This window comes from Fulvivirga sp. AWR4_260 (assembly GCF_056158185.1).
Map to the genome: position 1 here is coordinate 94919 of NZ_JBSWSU010000015.1, position 18702 is coordinate 113620.

Sequence of the window (18702 nt, forward strand, 5' to 3'; positions counted from 1 at the left end):
CCTTCGAATTAATACATGGATTTAAACCTACTTCTTCCTATTTTTCTAACATTGTTGTTTTCAGCCTTTTTTTCGGGCATGGAAATAGCCTTTGTTTCTGCAGATCGTTTACATATTGAACTCCAAGGCAAAAAAGGGGTGAGGTCAGGCAAAATTCTAACATCATTTATTAATAACCCTAGCCGTTTTATAGGCACTACCCTTATTGGAAATACCGTAGCATTAGTAATCTATGGTATTTTTATGACCAAATTATTAGACCCACTTATTTTTCAATTACTTCCTGCCAGGCTATCAAACGAACTTATTTTGCTGGTTTTGCAAACCATAACCTCTACGCTATTAGTTTTATTAACGGCAGAGTTTTTACCCAAAAGCGTGTTTTTGATTAACCCCAATTGGATGCTTTCAATTTTTGCATTTCCTATGTATGCTATATACTGGGTAATGGGGCCTGTAGTGTGGACTATCGTTTCTCTATCCAAACTTGTAATTACAAAAATTATGAGATTAGAGTATTCTGAAGATAGGCCAGCATTTAAACTAACTGATTTAAATAATTACATAAAAAATACGTTGCAGTCAGACGAAGACACCAATGTAGAAGTTGATACTAAAATTTTTAATAATGCTCTGGAATTTAAAACCATCAGAGTAAGAGAGTGTATGATTCCGCGTACGGAGATCATAGCCGTTGATATACAGGATGATATACAAGACTTAAGAGAGGCTTTTATCGATAGCGGGCATTCAAAAATTTTAGTTTATGAAGACTCCATTGACAACGTAATTGGATATTGTCACTCATTAGAGTTGTTCAAAAAGCCAAAAGAAATAAAAAATATATTAACTTCGATTTTGATTGTCCCTGAAACTATGCTTGCCAATGAGCTAATGATTCAGTTTATTAGCGAACGCAAAAGTTTGGCATTAGTAGTGGATGAATTTGGAGGGACAAGCGGAATAGTAAGTATAGAAGATATTATAGAGGAGATTTTTGGTGAAATTCAGGATGAGCACGATGATGAAGACTGGGTGGAACAAGAAATTTCTGAAAATGTATATTTAATCAGTGCACGACATGAAATAGACTATTTAAACGATAAATATAACTGGAATCTTCCTACAGGAGATTACGAGACATTAGGGGGCTTGATTCTTTCTATCAATGAAGACCTGCCTCAGGAAGGTGATATTATTACACTTCCACCCTTTGAGTTTGAAGTGAAATCTACCAATGATATAAGGATGGATATCATAAAACTCACCATTGATTTAAATAATTTTGAAAACAAAAAAAGTAGCGACTAAAAAAAGGTAGTTTGATTTTAGTAGGATACTACTTAAATTTGCGCCTCTTTAACCTAACTCATTATAATAATGGCATTAATAAATACTCTGAGGAATAAGATGGGAAAACTTGTGGTAATAGTTATATCACTAGCCATTCTCTCTTTTGTCTTAGCTGATCTGGTTGGCAAGAATTCATCGTTATTCGGTAATAGCAATGATGTAGGTGAAATTGCAGGAGAAAAAATTTCCTTACAAGAATATCAAAACTTAGTTCAGCAAAGAGAAGCAGAATATGCTTTACAGTATAATCGTCAGCCAACTGAACGTGACAGGCCTTTACTAAGAAATCAGGCTTGGGAATTACTCATTACAAAATACGCTTTCAATAAGCAGTATGATGAGTTAGGTGTAGAAGTTAGCAGTGACGAAGTTTGGGATATGATGCAAGGTAAAAATCAAGACCAAAGCATTAAAAGCTTCTTCGGAAACCCTGAAACAGGGGAGTTTGATAGACAGCTATTCCTTAACTTTTACAATAACCTTGAGCAACAAGCTCCTATTTACCAAAACTACTGGGCAGTTATTAAGAAAAATTTAAGACCTGGTAGAGAAAGAGTAAAGTATGAAAACTTGATTGTAAAGGCTAATTATGTAACTAAAGCGGAAGCTCAAAGTGAGTACAATGCTCAAAACACTACTGCTGAAGTAAAATACTTATATGTTCCTTTCTACGCTGTTGGCGATTCTGCTGTGCAAGCTTCTGATAGCGACATCAAGTCTTACTATAACGAACATAAAGAAGAATATAAGGTAGACCATACTAAAGGTTTAGAATATGTTTCTTTCTCTATTGTGCCATCGTCAGAAGATAGTGCTTACGTAAAAGAAGATGTTCAAAAAATTGTTCAAGAATTTAAAGAAAGCAAAAACGATTCAATTTTTGCTGGAGCAAGTACTGAAGGTGATGCCTTCTATCAGAAATATAGTGTAGGAACTTTACCTGCACAGCTTAAGGCCAACGCTGGTAACCTTTCTGAAGGTGATGTTAGAGGACCTTACTTGAGCAACGGTGGATATGTAGTATACAAAGTGTCAAGCATTTTTGAAGACACTGTGTCTTATGCTAAAGCTAGCCACATCTTAATTAAAGGAGATGATGATAAGGCTAAGGCAGAAGCTCAAGATATATTAAACCAAATTAAGAACGGAGCTAGCTTTGCTGAAATGGCTCGTGAGCACGGTACTGACGGAACTGCCAGTAGAGGTGGGGACTTAGGCTGGTTCGAGTCTGGAAGAATGGTTCCTGAATTTGAAGAGGCTGTATTTAACGCTAAAAGCACTGGCTTAATTGATCACTTAGTTAAAACTCAATTTGGATACCACATTGTAAAGGTTGACGAAGCCAAAACTAATACATCTTATAAAGTAGCTAGTATCGAAAGAAAAATTACTGCTAGTGACGAAACAAGAAATGTAGCTTTTAGAAAAGCTGATATTTTCGCTTCTAATGCTGGTGATATAAAGTCTTTTGAAGAAGGTGCTGAAAAAGAAGGAGTGAATACTACGCCAGTAGCTAAACTTAAGCCTAATGATACAAGAATTGGTGTTTTAGGAGAAGCTCGCCAAGTAGTTCAGTGGTTATTTAAAGATGCTTCTAAAGGTGATGTATCTAGAGTATTTGAGTTAGACGACAGCTATGTGGTAGCAGTAATGACTAACGAAATAGAAAAAGGATACCAGCCTATCGAAAACATTAAATCTGAATTAACAACAAAAGTTAAAGAGCAGAAAAAAGGAGAGCAAATTATTGCTAAGCTTAAAGGATTATCTGGCTCGTTAGATGAAATGGCATCTTCTTATGGTGCTGATGCTAACGTTTATTCAAGCAGTGATTTGAAATTAAATGTAAACTCACTACCAAGTGTAGGTTATGATCCTAAAGCTGTAGGTAAAGTGTTTTCTCTTAAAAAAGGAGAAAAAACAGCTCCTTTTGCATCTCAAAACGGAGTGCTTATCATAGAATTACAGAATATAACAGAAGCTCCTGAAGTGGCAGATTATTCTAGCTATAAGAGCCAAATAGAGCAAAGAACTCAAAGTAGAGTGGCTTACAATATTGGTGAAGCAATAAAAGAAGATGCTGATATCAAAGATAACAGATACAACTTCTATTAAAATATAATATTATATGATTAAGCAAAAGCGGAGAGGATATCTCCGCTTTTGCTATTTAATGACAGGTATAATTAATTACAACAATGGATAATTCATCGATAGATTCATTTAAGGAAAAATTAGATATAGAGTACACTTGGCCTGCGTTATACATGTTCAAGTTTATTGTGCCTCAAGATAAGGCAATAGAGATTAAAAATATTTTTGTTGGTCATGAGATAAGAGAAAAGGCCTCGAAAAATGGTAATTATATTAGTGTTACGGCAGAGGTAATGGCAGAGTCTAGCGATAAAGTGGTGGAGTTTTACATTGCGGCCAGTAAAGTGGAGGGCGTTATAGCTCTTTAAATATGAATGTAATTAAAGAGCTTAGCTTTGGTGTCTTATGTGTGTGCTGCCTATTTTCCTGTGGCCCAAACCGGGAGAATAAACAGGCTAGCATCTCTGAGTCAGACGAGACTTTAGTTCATAGCGATTCTTTAGAGGTAATAGACACATTAAATAAAGAGGAAGATAATAATGTGCTTTCCTTTAAGAATAAAGTTGAAAAATATGAGGACCCGGGTAGAGTCACTTGGCAGAGTCCAGATGTGATTATAAAGGTATTGGCTCCCTTAGAGGGGGAGACAGTCGCTGATATTGGTGCGGGTACGGGGTATTTTACATTTCGTTTGGCTAGGGCAGGTGCTAGCGTTATTGCTATTGATATAGAAGAACAGTTTCTATCATACATTGATGAGAAACGCTTTGACACAGATAGTATTTCGCCTGATAATATTGAAACTAGGCTTAGCCATGAAGACAATCCGTTGCTGAAAAATAATGAAGTAGATAAGGTATTAATGGTGAATACCTATTATGTGTTGAACGACAGGGTTGAATACCTAAAGCAAGTGAAAGAAGGAGTGAAGAATGGAGGAATGATATGTATTGTAGATTTTAAGATGGGACGAATGACAGTGGGGCCAAAAGATGCCGACAAGGTAGCGTTAGAAGTGGCAGAGCAAGAATTAAAACAAGCGGGCTTTGTGAATGTTGTAGCAGATGAAGAGAGTCTTCAATATCAATATATTATTACTGCACAAAAATTATAACTATGTGGACAGAAGAAAATAATAGACTAACTAAAACTTTTACGTTCGATAATTTTATAGAGGCATTTGGCTTTATGTCGCAGGTGGCAATTATAGCTGAAAAACTCAACCATCATCCAAACTGGTCTAATGTTTATAATACAGTGAGTTTTGAGCTTAATACGCATGATGCAGGCGATGTAGTGACAGAGAAGGATCATGAGCTTGCAAAAGAAATTGATAAGTTAATTAAATAGAATACTTGTGGCAGAAACGCAATTGTATTTGGTGCCAACCCCTATTGGCAACCTTGATGATTTTACTTACAGAGCAGTAAAAATTTTAAATGCAGTAGATGTGATACTCGCAGAAGATACTCGTACTTCTGGTAAGTTGCTCAAGCATTATAATATATCGAAGCCATTACAGAGCTATCACATTTTTAATGAGCATAAAACTGTAAATACTTTAGTAGAAAAACTCAATGGTGGTGCTATTATGGCATTAGTTACCGATGCAGGTACGCCATCTATTTCTGATCCTGGTTTTTTATTGGTAAGGGAGTGCCTAAAAGCGGGTGTTAAAATTGAATGCCTACCTGGAGCTACTGCTTTTGTACCTGCTTTAGTTAAATCTGGTTTGCCGTCTGATAAGTTTGTTTTTGAAGGGTTTCTGCCTCACAAAAAAGGTAGAAAAACAAGATTAGAGTTTCTTGCCCAGGAGGAACGTACTATTATTTTATACGAATCTCCTCATAGGCTGGTGAAGGCTCTAGGCCAGTTAATAGATCATATGGGAACCGAACGAGAAGTGTCTGTGTCCAGAGAGTTGACCAAGCTTCATGAGGAAACGGTAAATGGTACTTTAGAAGAAGTGAAGAAGCATTTTGAAGAAAAAACGGTTAAAGGGGAAATAGTTATAGTGGTCCATGGGAAATAAGATCAATCAAAAGGTGTTTTTGATAGCAATATCGCTATGTTTTCTATTAATCAGCAGGTGGTCAGGAGTGTTTTCATTTCTTATATTTTTAGCATTGTCGCCTTTATTTGCCATTTATACTGAAGCTGAAGAAGAGTTTTCTATTAAAAATATGGTTAGTGCACAACTGATTATTACTGCTCTTTTGGTGGTCAGTTTTAGTGGTTGGGTGTTTTTAGAAGATTCGGTAGAGCTTTCTATACTACATGGAGCCATTTTTGGTTTTGTGGTGAGTCTAAGCTTTTTAGTATATAGTTTCACTAATTATTACTCTAAAAATAGAATAGGCATCTTCACTATCACTATTTATTGGCTTGCTTTTGCTTACGCGTTACTTACTTTCAGCCCCAAGTATACTTATTTCTTTTTAGGTTCTGTATTTGAACATAATAGATTCCTTATTTCTTGGGATGTACATACAGGCTTGCTAGGAGTGAGCTTATGGATACTTATGGTCAATATTCTATTTTACTTTGCCTTGCTCAAAGATAGAGCTGTGTTTAAAGGACAAATCCGGTGGGTTAGTATAGGCTATACTTTGGCTGTAATATGTATTCCTTTTTTGATTACTACCGGTACTGATGCCATTATGCCAGCTGATATTGTTTCTGGAGCATCGTTCACTAAGCAAGTGTCTGGTAATGGAGAATATCTTGGCAAAACAGCAGTCTGGGTGTCAGCGTTAGTAATTATGTATAGCTTCGTTAAAAAAAATGTAAAGAAATAGATTATGGCAGTATCATTAAATACCGTATTAGATGCAACAAAGCAGTTGGTTATGGAGGTGGGATCTTTCATTAGGGATGAAAGTAAAACTTTTAAAACTGCGGATATAGAGCATAAAGGATTTAATGATTTGGTGTCATATGTTGATAAAGGTGCAGAAGAGCGGTTAGTGAAAGGTTGCAAGGTGATTCTTCCTGAGGCTGGTTTTATTACAGAGGAAGGTACAGAAACCAATAGAGAAGAAGAATTTAACTGGATTATCGATCCTCTTGATGGTACTACAAATTTTACCCACGGTCTACCTATTTATGCCATTAGCATTGCCTTAATGCAGCGCGATAAAATTGTAATGGGCATAGTCTATGAAATTAATAAGGATGAATGCTTTTATGCTTCATTGGGTGAAGGTGCATTTTGTAATGGGGCTCCTATAAAAGTCTCGGAAATCAGTAAACTCAGTGATAGCTTATTAGCCACTGGCTTTCCGTATTATAATTTCGAAGACATGTCTAAGTATTTAAATATTTTGAATGATTTTATGCAGTCAACGCATGGGCTTAGAAGAATGGGGAGTGCAGCAGTAGATTTGGCATATGTTGCCTGTGGGAGATTCGAAGGATTTTTTGAATATAATTTGAACGCTTGGGATGTGGCCGCTGGTGCATTTATTGTTCAGGAAGCAGGTGGGGTGGTAATGGATTTTAAAGGTGGTGATGATTATATTTTTGGCCGTGAAATTGTGGCAGCATGCGGCATCAGCAAAGAAATGCTGTCGGTTATTCAGAATAGGTGGCAATAACGAAACTAATGCTATTGGGCGTTCGTTGGATATAATATGGTACAGCAAATAATAACACTAGTTTTATTTTTAGGAGCGGCCTTTTATTTAGGTAGGCTTGTGTATAGGCATTTTAAAGGAGACGCATCTTGCGGTAGTAACTGTAAATGTGAGTCACCTGTTAAACAATATAAGACAGTAAAAGTAAGGGCTAAAAATTAAGCTTAGGCCCATATTTTTGTTCCTTCAGTGCAGTTCTTGCACATGTCTATTTTACTTCTAGATTTCATTACGGTTTTTCTAAAACGTATATATTCAGGGCTTTTCCAAACTGCCTCAAAGGTGTTTTTATTTAGATTGCCCATTTGATGCTGAGCATCTTTATCAAAACAGCAGGGTATAACTTTTCCATCCCAAGTTATAACACTGGAGTGCCACATTTTCCAGCAGTGGTTCAGTAACTTGTTTTTAATAGAGTAAGTGTTGTCTTGGTTTTTTCGATATCTACTGTACTTATCAATTGTGGGGATTAAAGAAGACCCATTTTTATAGTCGTAAATTTGTGCGGTTTTTAAGCCTATTTCATCTACTCCAAGTTTATCAGCGAGCTGTTGTAAATCGTTAATTTGATGTTCATTCGGCTTTACAACCAAAAATTGAAAAATCACATGAGGTGTTTTAGAGTTCAATTCTTTTTTCCACTTCAAAATATTTTTCGTTCCTTCTATTACTTTGTCCAGTCTTCCTCCCACTCTGTAAGATTCGTAGGTTTCTTGTGTAGTGCCATCAATGGAAATAATTAATCTATCTAGTCCTGATTCTACTGTTTTTCTGGCTACTTCATCATTTAGGTAGTGTGCATTTGTAGATGTAGCAGTGTATATATTTTTATCAGAGGCATACTTTACTAATTCGAGAAAATCTTTGTGTAAGTAGGGCTCTCCTTGAAAGTAGAAAAGCAAATAGAGTAAGGAGCTTTCTAATTCATCTATTATTTTTTTAAAAAAATCACTTTCCAGCATCCCTGTCGGCCTAGTGAAAGAGCGTAACCCACTAGGGCATTCGGGGCAGCGCAAGTTGCACGAAGTAGTAGGTTCTATAGAGATGCTGATAGGAAGGCCCGCGATTTTTGAAGACTTGAATAGCCGAGAGTATACGTAACTAGAAGTTATTTTAAACGCATTCCAAGCCCTCTTTCTATTGAATTTTGAAATGAAATTGATGCCGTCTCTTAAATTGCTATTCATTGTGGTAAAGATAAGCAATAGAGTTGCATAAGAAATATGTCAATAGAAATACTTCATTTGTGGTATATCTGAATAAGAAAGGAGTCATTTTCTTTAACTTAGAGGTCTAACCATGCGTATTTGATATTTACGATGAAGCATATATTGTTAATCCTGCTATTGATCCCTGTATTGGGGTTTTCTCAAAAATTGAGATTATCATCTAAGTCTGAAGTCAGAATTTTGACATGTGGTCCTTTTCAGGGCGAGTTATATTCAGCCTTTGGACATAGTGCCATTAGGGTTATAGATCCGGTGACTGGTTACGATGTAATTTATAATTACGGGGTTTTTGATTTTGACCAACCTAATTTTTATTTGAATTTCGCCAGAGGGTATTTGCATTATAAACTCGATCTGCAGGATTATAACCGATTCAAAAACTATTATATATACTTTAATAGATCTATTCATGAGCAGGTATTAAACCTTACTGCCAAGCAAACTCAAGATTTGGTCGATTTTCTAAGGAAGAATGCCATGCCTGAAAATCAGTACTACTATTATGATTATTTCTATGATAACTGCGCCACCCGAGTTAGAGATGCTTTGAAAAAGGCATTAGGAGATGATCTGGAGTTTGATGTTTCGCATATAGATACAGATTATACAATTCGTGATCTCACAGATATTTATTTGAAGCAGCAGCCTTGGGGTGATTTGGGTATAGATATTTGCCTGGGTTTACCAATGGATAAAACTGCCACTGCAGATATGTATATGTTTTTGCCAGACTACATTGAAAAGGCTTTTGCTCATGCTTATGTGAATCATAATGGAAATGTAGAACCTTTAGTGAAGAATACGGTGGTGACTTATGAATCTACCCCGGAGCCTGATCAGGCCAGTGTTGTTACACCGTTTATGTTCTTTTCATTTGTATTTATTTGTGGGGCTTTTGTAACTCTTTTGGGCTACCGCAATAAAAAATCATATTTTGGATTTGATGCGTTTCTATTTACAGTAGTAGGGTTAGTGGGCTGGTTGTTGTTTTTGTTATGGGTGGCTACCGATCATTCTGCTGCTGCAGATAATTTTAATTTACTTTGGGCATTGCCACTACATTTTCCTTTTGGGTTACTGTTGTTGAAAAAGACCAAGCCCGCATTTCTAAGGTATTATTTTCAATTGACATGCCTTTTAAGCTTAATGTTAATCCCTACATGGTCATTTTTGCCACAGAATTTACATTATGCGTTAATTCCATTGGTAATACTCATCATGCTTAGATCTTTCTATATTCAATATAGGTTATCCGCTGAAGCTTAGCATGTTAATTAATTTTAAACTATTGAATAAAAATTTCTGATCTTTTCTTGTAAAAATCTCAAAGGCTCATTACGTTTGTAGCATCAATTCGATAAACTCATCTGAGAGAGTCGATTTATAAAGAAGCGTGGAGAGACAGGCTCTTAGAAGCGCTAGCAACCTGGTCACCAATCCAAGGTGCTACTTCCTGATCCCAAGAATGTCCGTCAGGTGACGGAATAGGGAGAATATAAATTGATGGAAATGAAAAGATCAATACAACATCAAACAGGCCTTTTGGCAACTTTTCAGCGATCAATAGTTGCGCTACAATTCATTATTATTAATTCGAAATTAAGCATGTGTTGCTGCTAATCCTTTAAGGATACCCGCAGCAATAATCTGAATTTTTTTGGTATACCTGTAAAATAGCAGGACTACTACATCTCATTCTATTTCAAATTATCTTATTAATAATATAAAGAATTAACAAAATGGCTAAAGCGCTCAATTTCGAAACATTACAATTACATGCCGGATATGAAGAAGCCGAAGCTTCTACACGTTCTAGAGCAGTGCCAATATATCAAACATCGTCTTATACCTTTAAAGATTCTGAACATGGAGCTAATCTTTTTGGCTTAAAGGAGTTTGGAAATATTTATACCAGAATAATGAACCCTACTAATGATGTCTTTGAGAAAAGAATAGCAGCATTAGAAGGAGGAGTGGCTGCTCTGGCAGTGGGTTCTGGGCAGGCAGCACAGTTCATAGCTTTAAATAATATACTTACTGCAGGAGACAATTTTGTTTCTACTTCTTACTTATATGGGGGTACATATAATCAGTTTAAGGTAGCCTTTAAAAGGTTGGGGATAGAGGTGAAGTTTGCAGAAGGTGAAGCAGCAGCTGATTTTGAAGCTAAAATAGACGATAATACCAAAGCAATATATTTAGAGACTATAGGTAATCCTAGTTTTAATATTCATGATTTCGATAAAATCAGTGATTTGGCTCGTAAATATGACCTGCCGTTAGTTGTGGATAATACTTTTGGAGCTGGTGGTTACTTATTCAGGCCTATAGAGCACGGTGCTGATGTAGTTGTGGCATCTGCTACTAAGTGGATAGGTGGCCATGGTAATTCTATTGGAGGAGTGATAGTTGATGGAGGAAGTTATAATTGGGGTAATGGTAAATTTCCTCAGTTTTCTGAGCCATCAGAAGGTTATCACGGACTTAATTTTTGGGAGACTTTCGGAGATAACAACCCTTTAGGATTGCCTAATGTAGCCTTTTCAATAAGAGCTAGGGTGGAAGGCTTAAGAGATTTTGGCCCTGCATTGAGCCCTTTCAACTCATTTTTACTACTACAAGGGTTGGAAACATTATCCTTACGAGTGGATAGGACAGTTGAAAATGCTTTGGAGTTAGCCACATGGTTAGAAAATCATCCGAAAGTAGAAAAAGTCAATTATCCAGGTCTTGCCTCGAGCAAGTATCATAGCCTGGCAAAAAAATATTTAAAAAGAGGTTTTGGTGGAGTGCTTTCTTTTGAATTAAAAGGAGGTAAAGACGCAGCAATAGAATTTGTTGATAGTCTGAAGTTAATCAGTCATTTAGCAAATGTTGGGGATGCCAAAACATTAATAATACAGCCTTCTGCTACTACACATCAGCAACTTTCTGAACAAGAGCAGTTGGCAGCAGGAGTACTACCTAACTCACTAAGGTTGTCGGTAGGAATAGAAAATATTAACGATTTAAAAGACGATATAACAAATGCCTTTGACCAAGTCTATAGCGCCTGATCACAAGAAGCCTAATTTGAATACCTATAAATACGATCACGAGTTCAGAATGGAGTGCGGTGAAGTGCTCCCTGAACTTGAGATCGCTTACACCACGTATGGTAGGTTATCTGAAAAAAAGGATAATGTAATATGGGTGTTTCATGCTTTAACGGCTAATGCTGACCCATTTGAATGGTGGCCCGGACTAGTGGGAGGAGAGGATTTGATTAATCCTGATGAACATTTCATTATCTGTGCAAATATTTTGGGGTCTTGTTATGGTACCACCGGTCCAGGAAGTATAGATCCTAGAACGGGTAAAATATATGCTTTCGACTTTCCATTGCTCACGGTGAAAGATATGGTGGAGGTGCACCGTATCCTTAGGGCGCATTTAGGTATTGAAAAGGTGTATTTAGGTATTGGAGGCTCTATGGGAGGGCAACAGTTATTAGAGTGGTCATCAACTGATCCGGATTTATTTGAAAATATATGTGTGATTGCAACTAATGCACGTCACTCTGCATGGGGGCAGGCGTTCAATACCGCTCAGAGAATGGCTATTGAGGCTGACCCTACTTATAAAGATAAAACGGAAGAGGCTGGAAGAATGGGGCTGAAAGCTGCACGTGCAGTGGCTATGCTTTCGTATAGAAATCAGACTACCTATAGAAAGACTCAGACCGATTTTGATGATAAACTTGATGATTTTAAAGTAAGTAGCTATCAATATTATCAGGGCGATAAACTTACAAAGAGGTTTTCTGTAAGCTCCTATTGGTATCTCAGCAAGGCTATGGATAGCCATAATATTGGTAGGGGCAAGCAATCAGTAAGACACGGGCTGAAAGCTATAAAGGCGCGTACACTGGTAATCGGGATCAGATCCGATATATTATTTCCTTCTGCTGAGCAGAAGTTTATAGCAAAGAATATTAAAGGAGCAAAACTCGCTATTATAGATTCATTTTATGGACACGATGGGTTTTTAATAGAAACAGAAGAACTGGCTAAAGAATTAAAAGAATTTTTAAAATAACATAAGATGAGTAAGTATACCATTGGACTTTTTGGTTTTGGATGTGTTGGAAAAGGGCTTTACGAAACATTAAAGGCAAATCATGAAGTGGATGCCAACATCGTAAAGATTTGTGTTAAAAATAGAGATAAAGTGCGCGAAGGCGTGCCTGCTGATATATTAACTTATGATCAGGATTCTATTTTAAATGATGATGATATTAATGTTGTAGTAGAGCTTATTGATGATGCCGATGCAGCCTATGCTATTGTAAAAAGGGCATTGAAAAGTGGAAAGGCTGTAGTGACTGCCAATAAGAAAATGGTAGCGGAGCATTTAGAAGAGTTAATTGCTTTGCAAGAAGAGTACAAAACTCCTTTATTATATGAAGGGGCTGTATGTGGAAGTATTCCTATTATTAGAAATTTGGAGGATTACTATGCATCGGAACAAATTTCTGAAGTAAAGGGGATTTTCAATGGTTCTTCAAATTACATACTCACGCAGTTGTTTCAGGGTGGGCAAACATATGAAGATGCCCTAAAGGATGCTCAGGAGAAGGGGTTTGCCGAAACGGATCCTACGCTTGATGTAGGTGGGTTTGATCCTAAATTTAAATTGAGTATTGTAATCAGGCATGCCTTTGGCTTAAACGTTCAGCCCGAAAAAATCTTCAACTGGGGCATTCAAAATATATCTAAAGAAGATATAGAATTTGCTACTGAACAAGGTCTAAAGATTAAGTTATTAGCCAAGGCACACCTGCAAGGAGACGTGCTTTCGGTAGTGGTGGCGCCTCATTTTATAGATAGTAATAGCCCATTATACCATGTTGAAAATGAATATAATTGTGTACTAATTAATGGTGCCTATGCTGAGAATCAAACTTTAATAGGTAAAGGTGCTGGGAGCTTACCAACAGGGTTGGCGGTTTTAGCTGATGTAGTTTCTTTAACCAAAGGATATAACTATCAATATAGAACTCCGGTGGAGGCTAATGCTAAAGGGGGTGAAGTGAATGTGTACCTACGAGCCGAAGATATTGAAAAGGAACAATTGGACTTATTTAATGAAGTGAGCGAGAAGTTTTCTGGCAAAGGTCATAGTTATGTTATTGGTACAATCGATGTTGATAACTTGAGCAAAATTTTATCAGAAACATCAGATAGTAATGTTATTTTTACTGGAGACGCTTCCGTAGCCACAGCTATTCCTAAGCTTACTTATTCGTACGTATAAATTTTCTACTAATATATTATTGAAGGCTCCAGAAATGGAGCCTTCGTAGTTTTATTATAGTAATGTCGATGGCTGATATATTTTTACATACCCATCATCTTCTGAGCTTACAATTAAAGTGCTTCTATTATTGGGACTATCCTCGGCAGAAATGAAAATAATGCCTTCTGGAGCATCACCTGTGGGTAATAGCTGTAAAAACTGAGGGCTATTTGGGGTGCTTAAATCGTATACCGCTACAGCATCTACACGCTCCATGCCAATAAAGCCAATAACTTTTCCATCGATTATTCCTGTAGTAACGCCTTCCGGCTCCACACCTTTGTTGTCACTGCGTCCGTCATCATACATGTTGGCTTCAGCCACTTTTCTTTCCATTTCACTTCCGCAATCATATACCAACTCGCCTGAGGTTGTCCAGATGCTGAAAGATCGTGCTCCAGGCACATACAGTTCATTATATATATCGCCTTCTTTTCCCAGTGTGTTGGTTATAGTCAGTCTTTGCAAAATTTCAGACATCTCACTTGAGAAATTATTAGAAAGGTTGATATCTTCTACCCTATCTTCTTCACTAAATCCTTCGTAATCTCTGGTGTCACCCTCATTAGCCGTGATAATATACTCTTTATTGCTAGCCGTAAAGTAAGCTAAAGCATCGGGTTGGTAAATTCCTTTTACGGGTACGTTTATAAATTCAATCTTATCATCTTTATCATTCGGGTCAATTTCATTGCCTGGCAGGCTGAAGTCCTTAAAGCCCAATGGGTAGATATTGCTAATTACACCATTAGTTATGTCTACCTGTGCCATGCCATTATTTTCTTGCAAGCTTACCCATGCAGTTTTAGAGTCAGCCGAAACCGTAATGTATTCCGGTTCTATGTCTTGGCTAAAATTGGCTTCAGGTCCGTAAATTCTAAACCCTTTACTTATTAAATCATTCATTTGATTTTCAAAAGCATCGAAATACAAGGTTTTTACACTGTAACCATTTTTAATATTTATGATAGAAACTGAACCTTTTGGGTCATTAGAGTAGGTGTCATTAGGCTCACCTTCATCAGCTGTTAAAATATAATTGCCATCAGGTGAGAAAGTTACCATGTCGGGTAATGCACCAACATTGATCTCATTTATTTTCTCTAGCGACTGAGTATTGAAAATGACTACTTTTCCATTTTCTTGTTTGTTATTTGCTTCAATTGCTGTGGCTAACATTCCATTTTTAACCGCAACGCTATTAATTCCGCCACCATAAATAGAAATATCCACGCTATTCACAAATTTTGGTTTCGAAGGATTCTCGATGTTAATAATGTCAAATCTTGATGTGTTAGCATTATTGACTACAAATAGCTGCTTGGTGGTAGGATCATAAGCTGATATTTCAGCAGCAGCTTCACCGCCATCTAATGCTATAGAGCCGATTTCAGTAAATGAGGCCGGGTCTTCATTAATGATTTTTGGTAATAGTACTAATGAAAAAGTGTTATGGTCAGTTGCAGTGAAATCTTCATTGCTAATGATTTGGAACTTTATTTCCTTAGAAGTGAGCATCTCTGTATTAATACCTATCACTTGCATGATGGCCTCGCTACTTCCTGCATTTACCTTTATAGAAATAACGGATCCTTCACTTTCTGGTAGCATTTTAAAGTCACTGCCATATTCTGCTGTTGAGCTAGATGCTATTTCAATGGAAGCAATTCTTTCAAATTCAGTAGTGGTATTGGAAGTTAATTTAATGTTAATAGTATCGCCTTCAGAGGGATAAATTTCACCACTGGTGGAAGTAAATGCAATGGTAGAATCAGGCTGATTGGCGGTGTCATCATCATCGCAACTGATTATAAAACAGAAACAACAAAGTAAAACACTTAAAATAGTCTTTTTCATAGTAAATAGTTTATGCTTGATTAGTTGAACCCGAAATAACTCAACCACCCGGCAAAACCAGTTATTAAAAAGTTAACTTACTATTAATATCCCTTGCTCAATGCAAAATATATGTTACCAAGAACTTTTCTCAATAGTGTTTTCCTTCAAAATTTACTCAGTGAGATTATAGTTTTAGGTATTTACTAAATATATTTGTACTCCCTGTTAGGGACTACAATTTTTTATTGAGTATAATCATTCGAATTCGATGAGTACAGTTATTATTACGTCTATAATAGCATTTACACTAATCATAATGCTATTAGTATTTATCTTGCTATTTGCACAATCAAAGTTGGTGCAGTCAGGACCTGTAAACATTATTATTAATGGTGACGATAAAAACCCTATCGTTACATCTGCGGGTTCTACATTGCTTTCAACATTATCTGCACAGAAGATATTTTTACCTTCTGCTTGTGGTGGTGGTGGAACATGTGCCATGTGTAAGTGTGTAGTAGAAGAAGGTGGTGGGGAAGTATTGCCTACCGAAGTTGGACATTTAAGCCGCGCAGAGCAAAAGGAAAACGTTCGTCTTTCTTGCCAAGTAAAGGTGAAGGAAGATTTGCACATACGTATTCCTGAAGAGATCTTCGGTATTAAGAAGTGGGATTGCGAGGTGGTATCTAACTACAACGTATCTACTTTCATTAAGGAGTTTGTTGTAAAATTACCTGAAGGTGAAAGTTTAGAATTCGAAGCTGGTGGATATATTCAGATTGATGTTCCTGCTATTGAAGTGAAATTCTCAGACATGGATATTGCTCCTAAGCCGGAGCTTGGTCACCCTGAAGATGTATTCCAATCTGATTGGGATAGCTTTAACCTTTGGGATTTAGTGATGAAAAATGATGAGCCTATCTTTAGAGCTTATTCAATGGCTAACCACCCTGCTGAAGGTAACATAGTAATGCTTAACATACGTATTGCTACTCCACCTTGGGACAGAGCAGCAGGTAAATTCATGGATGTTAACCCTGGTATTTGTTCTTCTTACGTATTCTCAAGAAAACCTGGTGATAAAGTTACTATTTCAGGTCCTTATGGAGAGTTCGCGATCAACTACACAGACAGAGAAATGATTTACATTGGTGGTGGTGCTGGTATGGCTCCTTTAAGAGCGCAGGTGTTCCATTTATTCCATACATTAAAAACAGATAGAAAAGTATCTTACTGGTATGGAGGTAGATCTAAGAAGGAGTTATTCTATGTAAATCACTTCAGAAAAATTGAAGATGACTTCTCTAATTTCCAATTTAACATAGCTCTTTCTGAGCCTTTAGAAGAGGATAATTGGAAAATAAAGAAAAGTTTGGGTGATAGAGATGCTGATGGATATACAGGATTCATTCACCAAGCATTATATGATAATTACTTAAAAGATCACCCAGAGCCAGAAGAGGTGGAATTCTACTTATGTGGACCTCCATTGATGAATGCAGCGGTTCTAAAGATGTTAGATGATTTAGGAATTCCGCCAGAAAACATCAGATTTGATGACTTCGGAGGATAATTCATAATAAAATTATTGTAAGCCCTAAAGTGTTAAGCTTTAGGGCTTTTTTTATTTTATATTCGCTACTTCATTGATTAATTTTAATCAGTAAAACTGCTTTATATGGATCTTAAAATCTTTTTTTCTCCTTTAGATGAGGAGCTTTTTTCGGACATCACCAGTGCAAGTTCATTCTATAAAAGCATTCAGGTGTATGCTGATAAAATGCCCAAATATAAAGACGCTGATATTGCTATTATCGGGATAACGGAAGAGCGTGGCACGTATGAAGAAAATAAAGGATTAGCCAACGCAGCTTTAGAAGTAAGGCGTAAGCTATATAAGTTAAAGAAGGGTATAGGGCATTATAAAATAGTGGACTTGGGAAACTTAAGGGCTGGAGTAGATCTGGGAGAAACGCATTTAAGGGTGAAGGAGGTATGTCAAATTCTTATTGAGAATAACGTATTGCCAATATTAATAGGTGGGTCACACGATATCGATTACGGTCAGTTTCAGGCTTATGAAGATATGGAAAAGCTTATCAGTATGTTAAATGTTGATGCGTTTTTAGATATGGAAGATGATTCAAGTAGTGCGTTGAGTAAATCTCATATCCATAAAATATTATTGCACGAGCCTAATTTTTTATTCAACTACAGCCACTTAGGTTATCAAACATATTTAGTGGATCAGCAGGCGATAACTATTCTTGAAAAGCTGTATTTTGAGTCTTATAGAATAGGGGAAATTAGAGCTAACATTGCTGAAATGGAGCCTATCATTAGAAATGCAGACATGCTATCTTTCGATGTAGGTGCTTTAAAAAGTACAGATGCCCCCGGTGTTTTTGATGCACAACCTTTTGGGTTAACAGGGGAGGAGGCTTGTCAGATATGCTGGTATGCTGGGTTAAATGAGAAGTTGAGTTCTGCGGGTTTTTATGAGTACAACCCTGCTTACGATGATGATAACATGAAGACAGCGGCTGTAGTAGCTACTATGATATGGTATTTTATTGAAGGGTTTTATTGCAGGAAGAAAGAGAAGGATTTTAAGAATAATGACTATTTACGGTTTGTGGTGTCTATGCCCTCAGCTCCAGAAACATTGATGTTTTACAAAAGCAAATTGAGTGAAAAATGGTGGATGGAGGTTCCTTACCCTCAGAGTAAGGGTAGGTATGCTCGCAATTGCATCATTCCTTGCTCTTATACGGATTATCAGATAGCCTGCAAGGGTGAACTGCCAGAGAGGTATATAACGACTCACGCAAAGCTTATATAGGGCTTGTGGCGTGTTGTGTAATAATAACAAAAAAGGCTAGATAAATATTATCTAGCCTTTTTTGTTATGCATTGAGCTGCTGCTTTTAGTCTTCTATAAGACCGTCTGCAAGTACTACAATTTTATTATTTAATACTTCCACAACTCCACCAGTGATGTGAATTTGATTTTCACGACTGCTTGATTTATAAATAAGTTGTCCGTCACCTAAGGTACTTACTAAAGGAGCGTGATCATTCATTACTTGAAATGAACCGTCAGTTCCAGGAAAAGTAACTACAGTTACTTTTCCTTCAAATACCTTTTTAGTGGGTGTAACTATTTCTAGTAACATATATTTTTAGTTATGGTGCTATTGAAATTTTATGGAGTT

Annotated in this window: 18 protein-coding genes and 1 riboswitch; of the genes, 15 read left to right on the top strand and 3 right to left on the bottom strand. The window is 36.7% G+C overall.

Annotated elements, in window-relative coordinates:
• Positions 1-15: 15 nt before the first annotated feature.
• The 9 genes from ACXACQ_RS06865 (at position 16) to ACXACQ_RS06905 (ending at position 7244) form a co-directional block, all read left to right on the top strand.
• Positions 16-1311: a hemolysin family protein gene (locus ACXACQ_RS06865; protein ID WP_474975195.1), complete on the top strand. Its 1296-nt coding sequence runs from the start codon at positions 16-18 to the stop codon at positions 1309-1311.
• Between the two features lie 69 nt (positions 1312-1380).
• Positions 1381-3468 (top strand): peptidylprolyl isomerase, encoded by a 2088-nt coding sequence (locus ACXACQ_RS06870; protein WP_474975196.1) that lies wholly within the window; start codon positions 1381-1383, stop codon positions 3466-3468.
• 83 nt (positions 3469-3551) lie between these two features.
• Complete coding sequence (locus ACXACQ_RS06875) at positions 3552-3815, top strand: DUF493 family protein (RefSeq protein ID WP_474975197.1); 264 nt, start codon at positions 3552-3554, stop codon at positions 3813-3815.
• Positions 3816-3817: 2 nt separating this feature from the next.
• Positions 3818-4561 (top strand): class I SAM-dependent methyltransferase, encoded by a 744-nt coding sequence (locus ACXACQ_RS06880; RefSeq protein WP_474975198.1) that lies wholly within the window; start codon positions 3818-3820, stop codon positions 4559-4561.
• 2 nt (positions 4562-4563) lie between these two features.
• On the top strand, positions 4564-4797 hold the full coding sequence (locus ACXACQ_RS06885; RefSeq protein WP_474975199.1) for a 4a-hydroxytetrahydrobiopterin dehydratase: 234 nt from the start codon (positions 4564-4566) through the stop codon (positions 4795-4797).
• A gap of 7 nt (positions 4798-4804) precedes the next feature.
• A complete protein-coding gene (rsmI, locus tag ACXACQ_RS06890) occupies positions 4805-5479 on the top strand; it encodes a 16S rRNA (cytidine(1402)-2'-O)-methyltransferase (RefSeq protein ID WP_474975200.1) in 675 nt (224 codons plus the stop codon).
• Positions 5469-6245, top strand: coding sequence for a hypothetical protein (locus ACXACQ_RS06895; RefSeq protein ID WP_474975201.1), 777 nt, complete (start codon positions 5469-5471; stop codon positions 6243-6245). Before rsmI ends, ACXACQ_RS06895 begins: the two co-directional genes overlap by 11 nt.
• A gap of 3 nt (positions 6246-6248) precedes the next feature.
• A complete protein-coding gene (locus ACXACQ_RS06900) occupies positions 6249-7043 on the top strand; it encodes an inositol monophosphatase family protein (RefSeq protein ID WP_474975202.1) in 795 nt (264 codons plus the stop codon).
• A 36-nt stretch (positions 7044-7079) separates the two neighbouring features.
• Positions 7080-7244: a FeoB-associated Cys-rich membrane protein gene (locus ACXACQ_RS06905; RefSeq protein ID WP_474975203.1), complete on the top strand. Its 165-nt coding sequence runs from the start codon at positions 7080-7082 to the stop codon at positions 7242-7244.
• 2 nt (positions 7245-7246) lie between these two features.
• Here ACXACQ_RS06905 and ACXACQ_RS06910 read toward each other — a convergent pair whose 3' ends face one another.
• Complete coding sequence (locus ACXACQ_RS06910) at positions 7247-8269, bottom strand: SPASM domain-containing protein (RefSeq protein ID WP_474975204.1); 1023 nt, start codon at positions 8267-8269, stop codon at positions 7247-7249.
• A 132-nt stretch (positions 8270-8401) separates the two neighbouring features.
• On the opposite strand from ACXACQ_RS06910, the gene ACXACQ_RS06915 reads away from it, so the two are divergent.
• The 4 genes from ACXACQ_RS06915 (at position 8402) to ACXACQ_RS06930 (ending at position 13606) form a co-directional block, all read left to right on the top strand.
• Complete coding sequence (locus ACXACQ_RS06915) at positions 8402-9577, top strand: lipoprotein N-acyltransferase Lnb domain-containing protein (protein ID WP_474975205.1); 1176 nt, start codon at positions 8402-8404, stop codon at positions 9575-9577.
• A 112-nt stretch (positions 9578-9689) separates the two neighbouring features.
• A riboswitch (SAM riboswitch) is annotated at positions 9690-9785 on the top strand.
• Positions 9786-10050: 265 nt separating this feature from the next.
• Positions 10051-11367 (top strand): O-acetylhomoserine aminocarboxypropyltransferase/cysteine synthase family protein, encoded by a 1317-nt coding sequence (locus ACXACQ_RS06920; RefSeq protein ID WP_474975206.1) that lies wholly within the window; start codon positions 10051-10053, stop codon positions 11365-11367.
• On the top strand, positions 11345-12388 hold the full coding sequence (locus ACXACQ_RS06925; RefSeq protein ID WP_474975207.1) for a homoserine O-acetyltransferase family protein: 1044 nt from the start codon (positions 11345-11347) through the stop codon (positions 12386-12388). Before ACXACQ_RS06920 ends, ACXACQ_RS06925 begins: the two co-directional genes overlap by 23 nt.
• 6 nt (positions 12389-12394) lie before the next feature.
• Complete coding sequence (locus tag ACXACQ_RS06930) at positions 12395-13606, top strand: homoserine dehydrogenase (RefSeq protein WP_474975208.1); 1212 nt, start codon at positions 12395-12397, stop codon at positions 13604-13606.
• 54 nt (positions 13607-13660) lie between these two features.
• Here the strand turns inward: ACXACQ_RS06930 and ACXACQ_RS06935 are convergent, their stop codons facing one another.
• A complete protein-coding gene (locus tag ACXACQ_RS06935; protein WP_474975209.1) occupies positions 13661-15505 on the bottom strand; it encodes a choice-of-anchor I family protein in 1845 nt (614 codons plus the stop codon).
• 250 nt (positions 15506-15755) lie between these two features.
• Here ACXACQ_RS06935 and nqrF point away from each other — a divergent pair, with 250 nt between their 5' ends.
• Both nqrF and ACXACQ_RS06945 read left to right on the top strand, forming a co-directional pair.
• Entirely contained in the window at positions 15756-17060 is a 1305-nt protein-coding gene (gene nqrF / locus ACXACQ_RS06940; protein ID WP_474975210.1) for an NADH:ubiquinone reductase (Na(+)-transporting) subunit F, read from the top strand.
• 105 nt (positions 17061-17165) lie between these two features.
• The gene (locus ACXACQ_RS06945; protein ID WP_474975211.1) at positions 17166-18329 is read left to right on the top strand and encodes a formimidoylglutamase; all 1164 of its coding nucleotides are present in this window, start codon (positions 17166-17168) and stop codon (positions 18327-18329) included.
• 85 nt (positions 18330-18414) lie between these two features.
• Here ACXACQ_RS06945 and atpC read toward each other — a convergent pair whose 3' ends face one another.
• Entirely contained in the window at positions 18415-18663 is a 249-nt protein-coding gene (gene atpC, locus ACXACQ_RS06950; protein ID WP_474975212.1) for an ATP synthase F1 subunit epsilon, read from the bottom strand.
• Between the last annotated feature and the right edge of the window lie 39 nt (positions 18664-18702).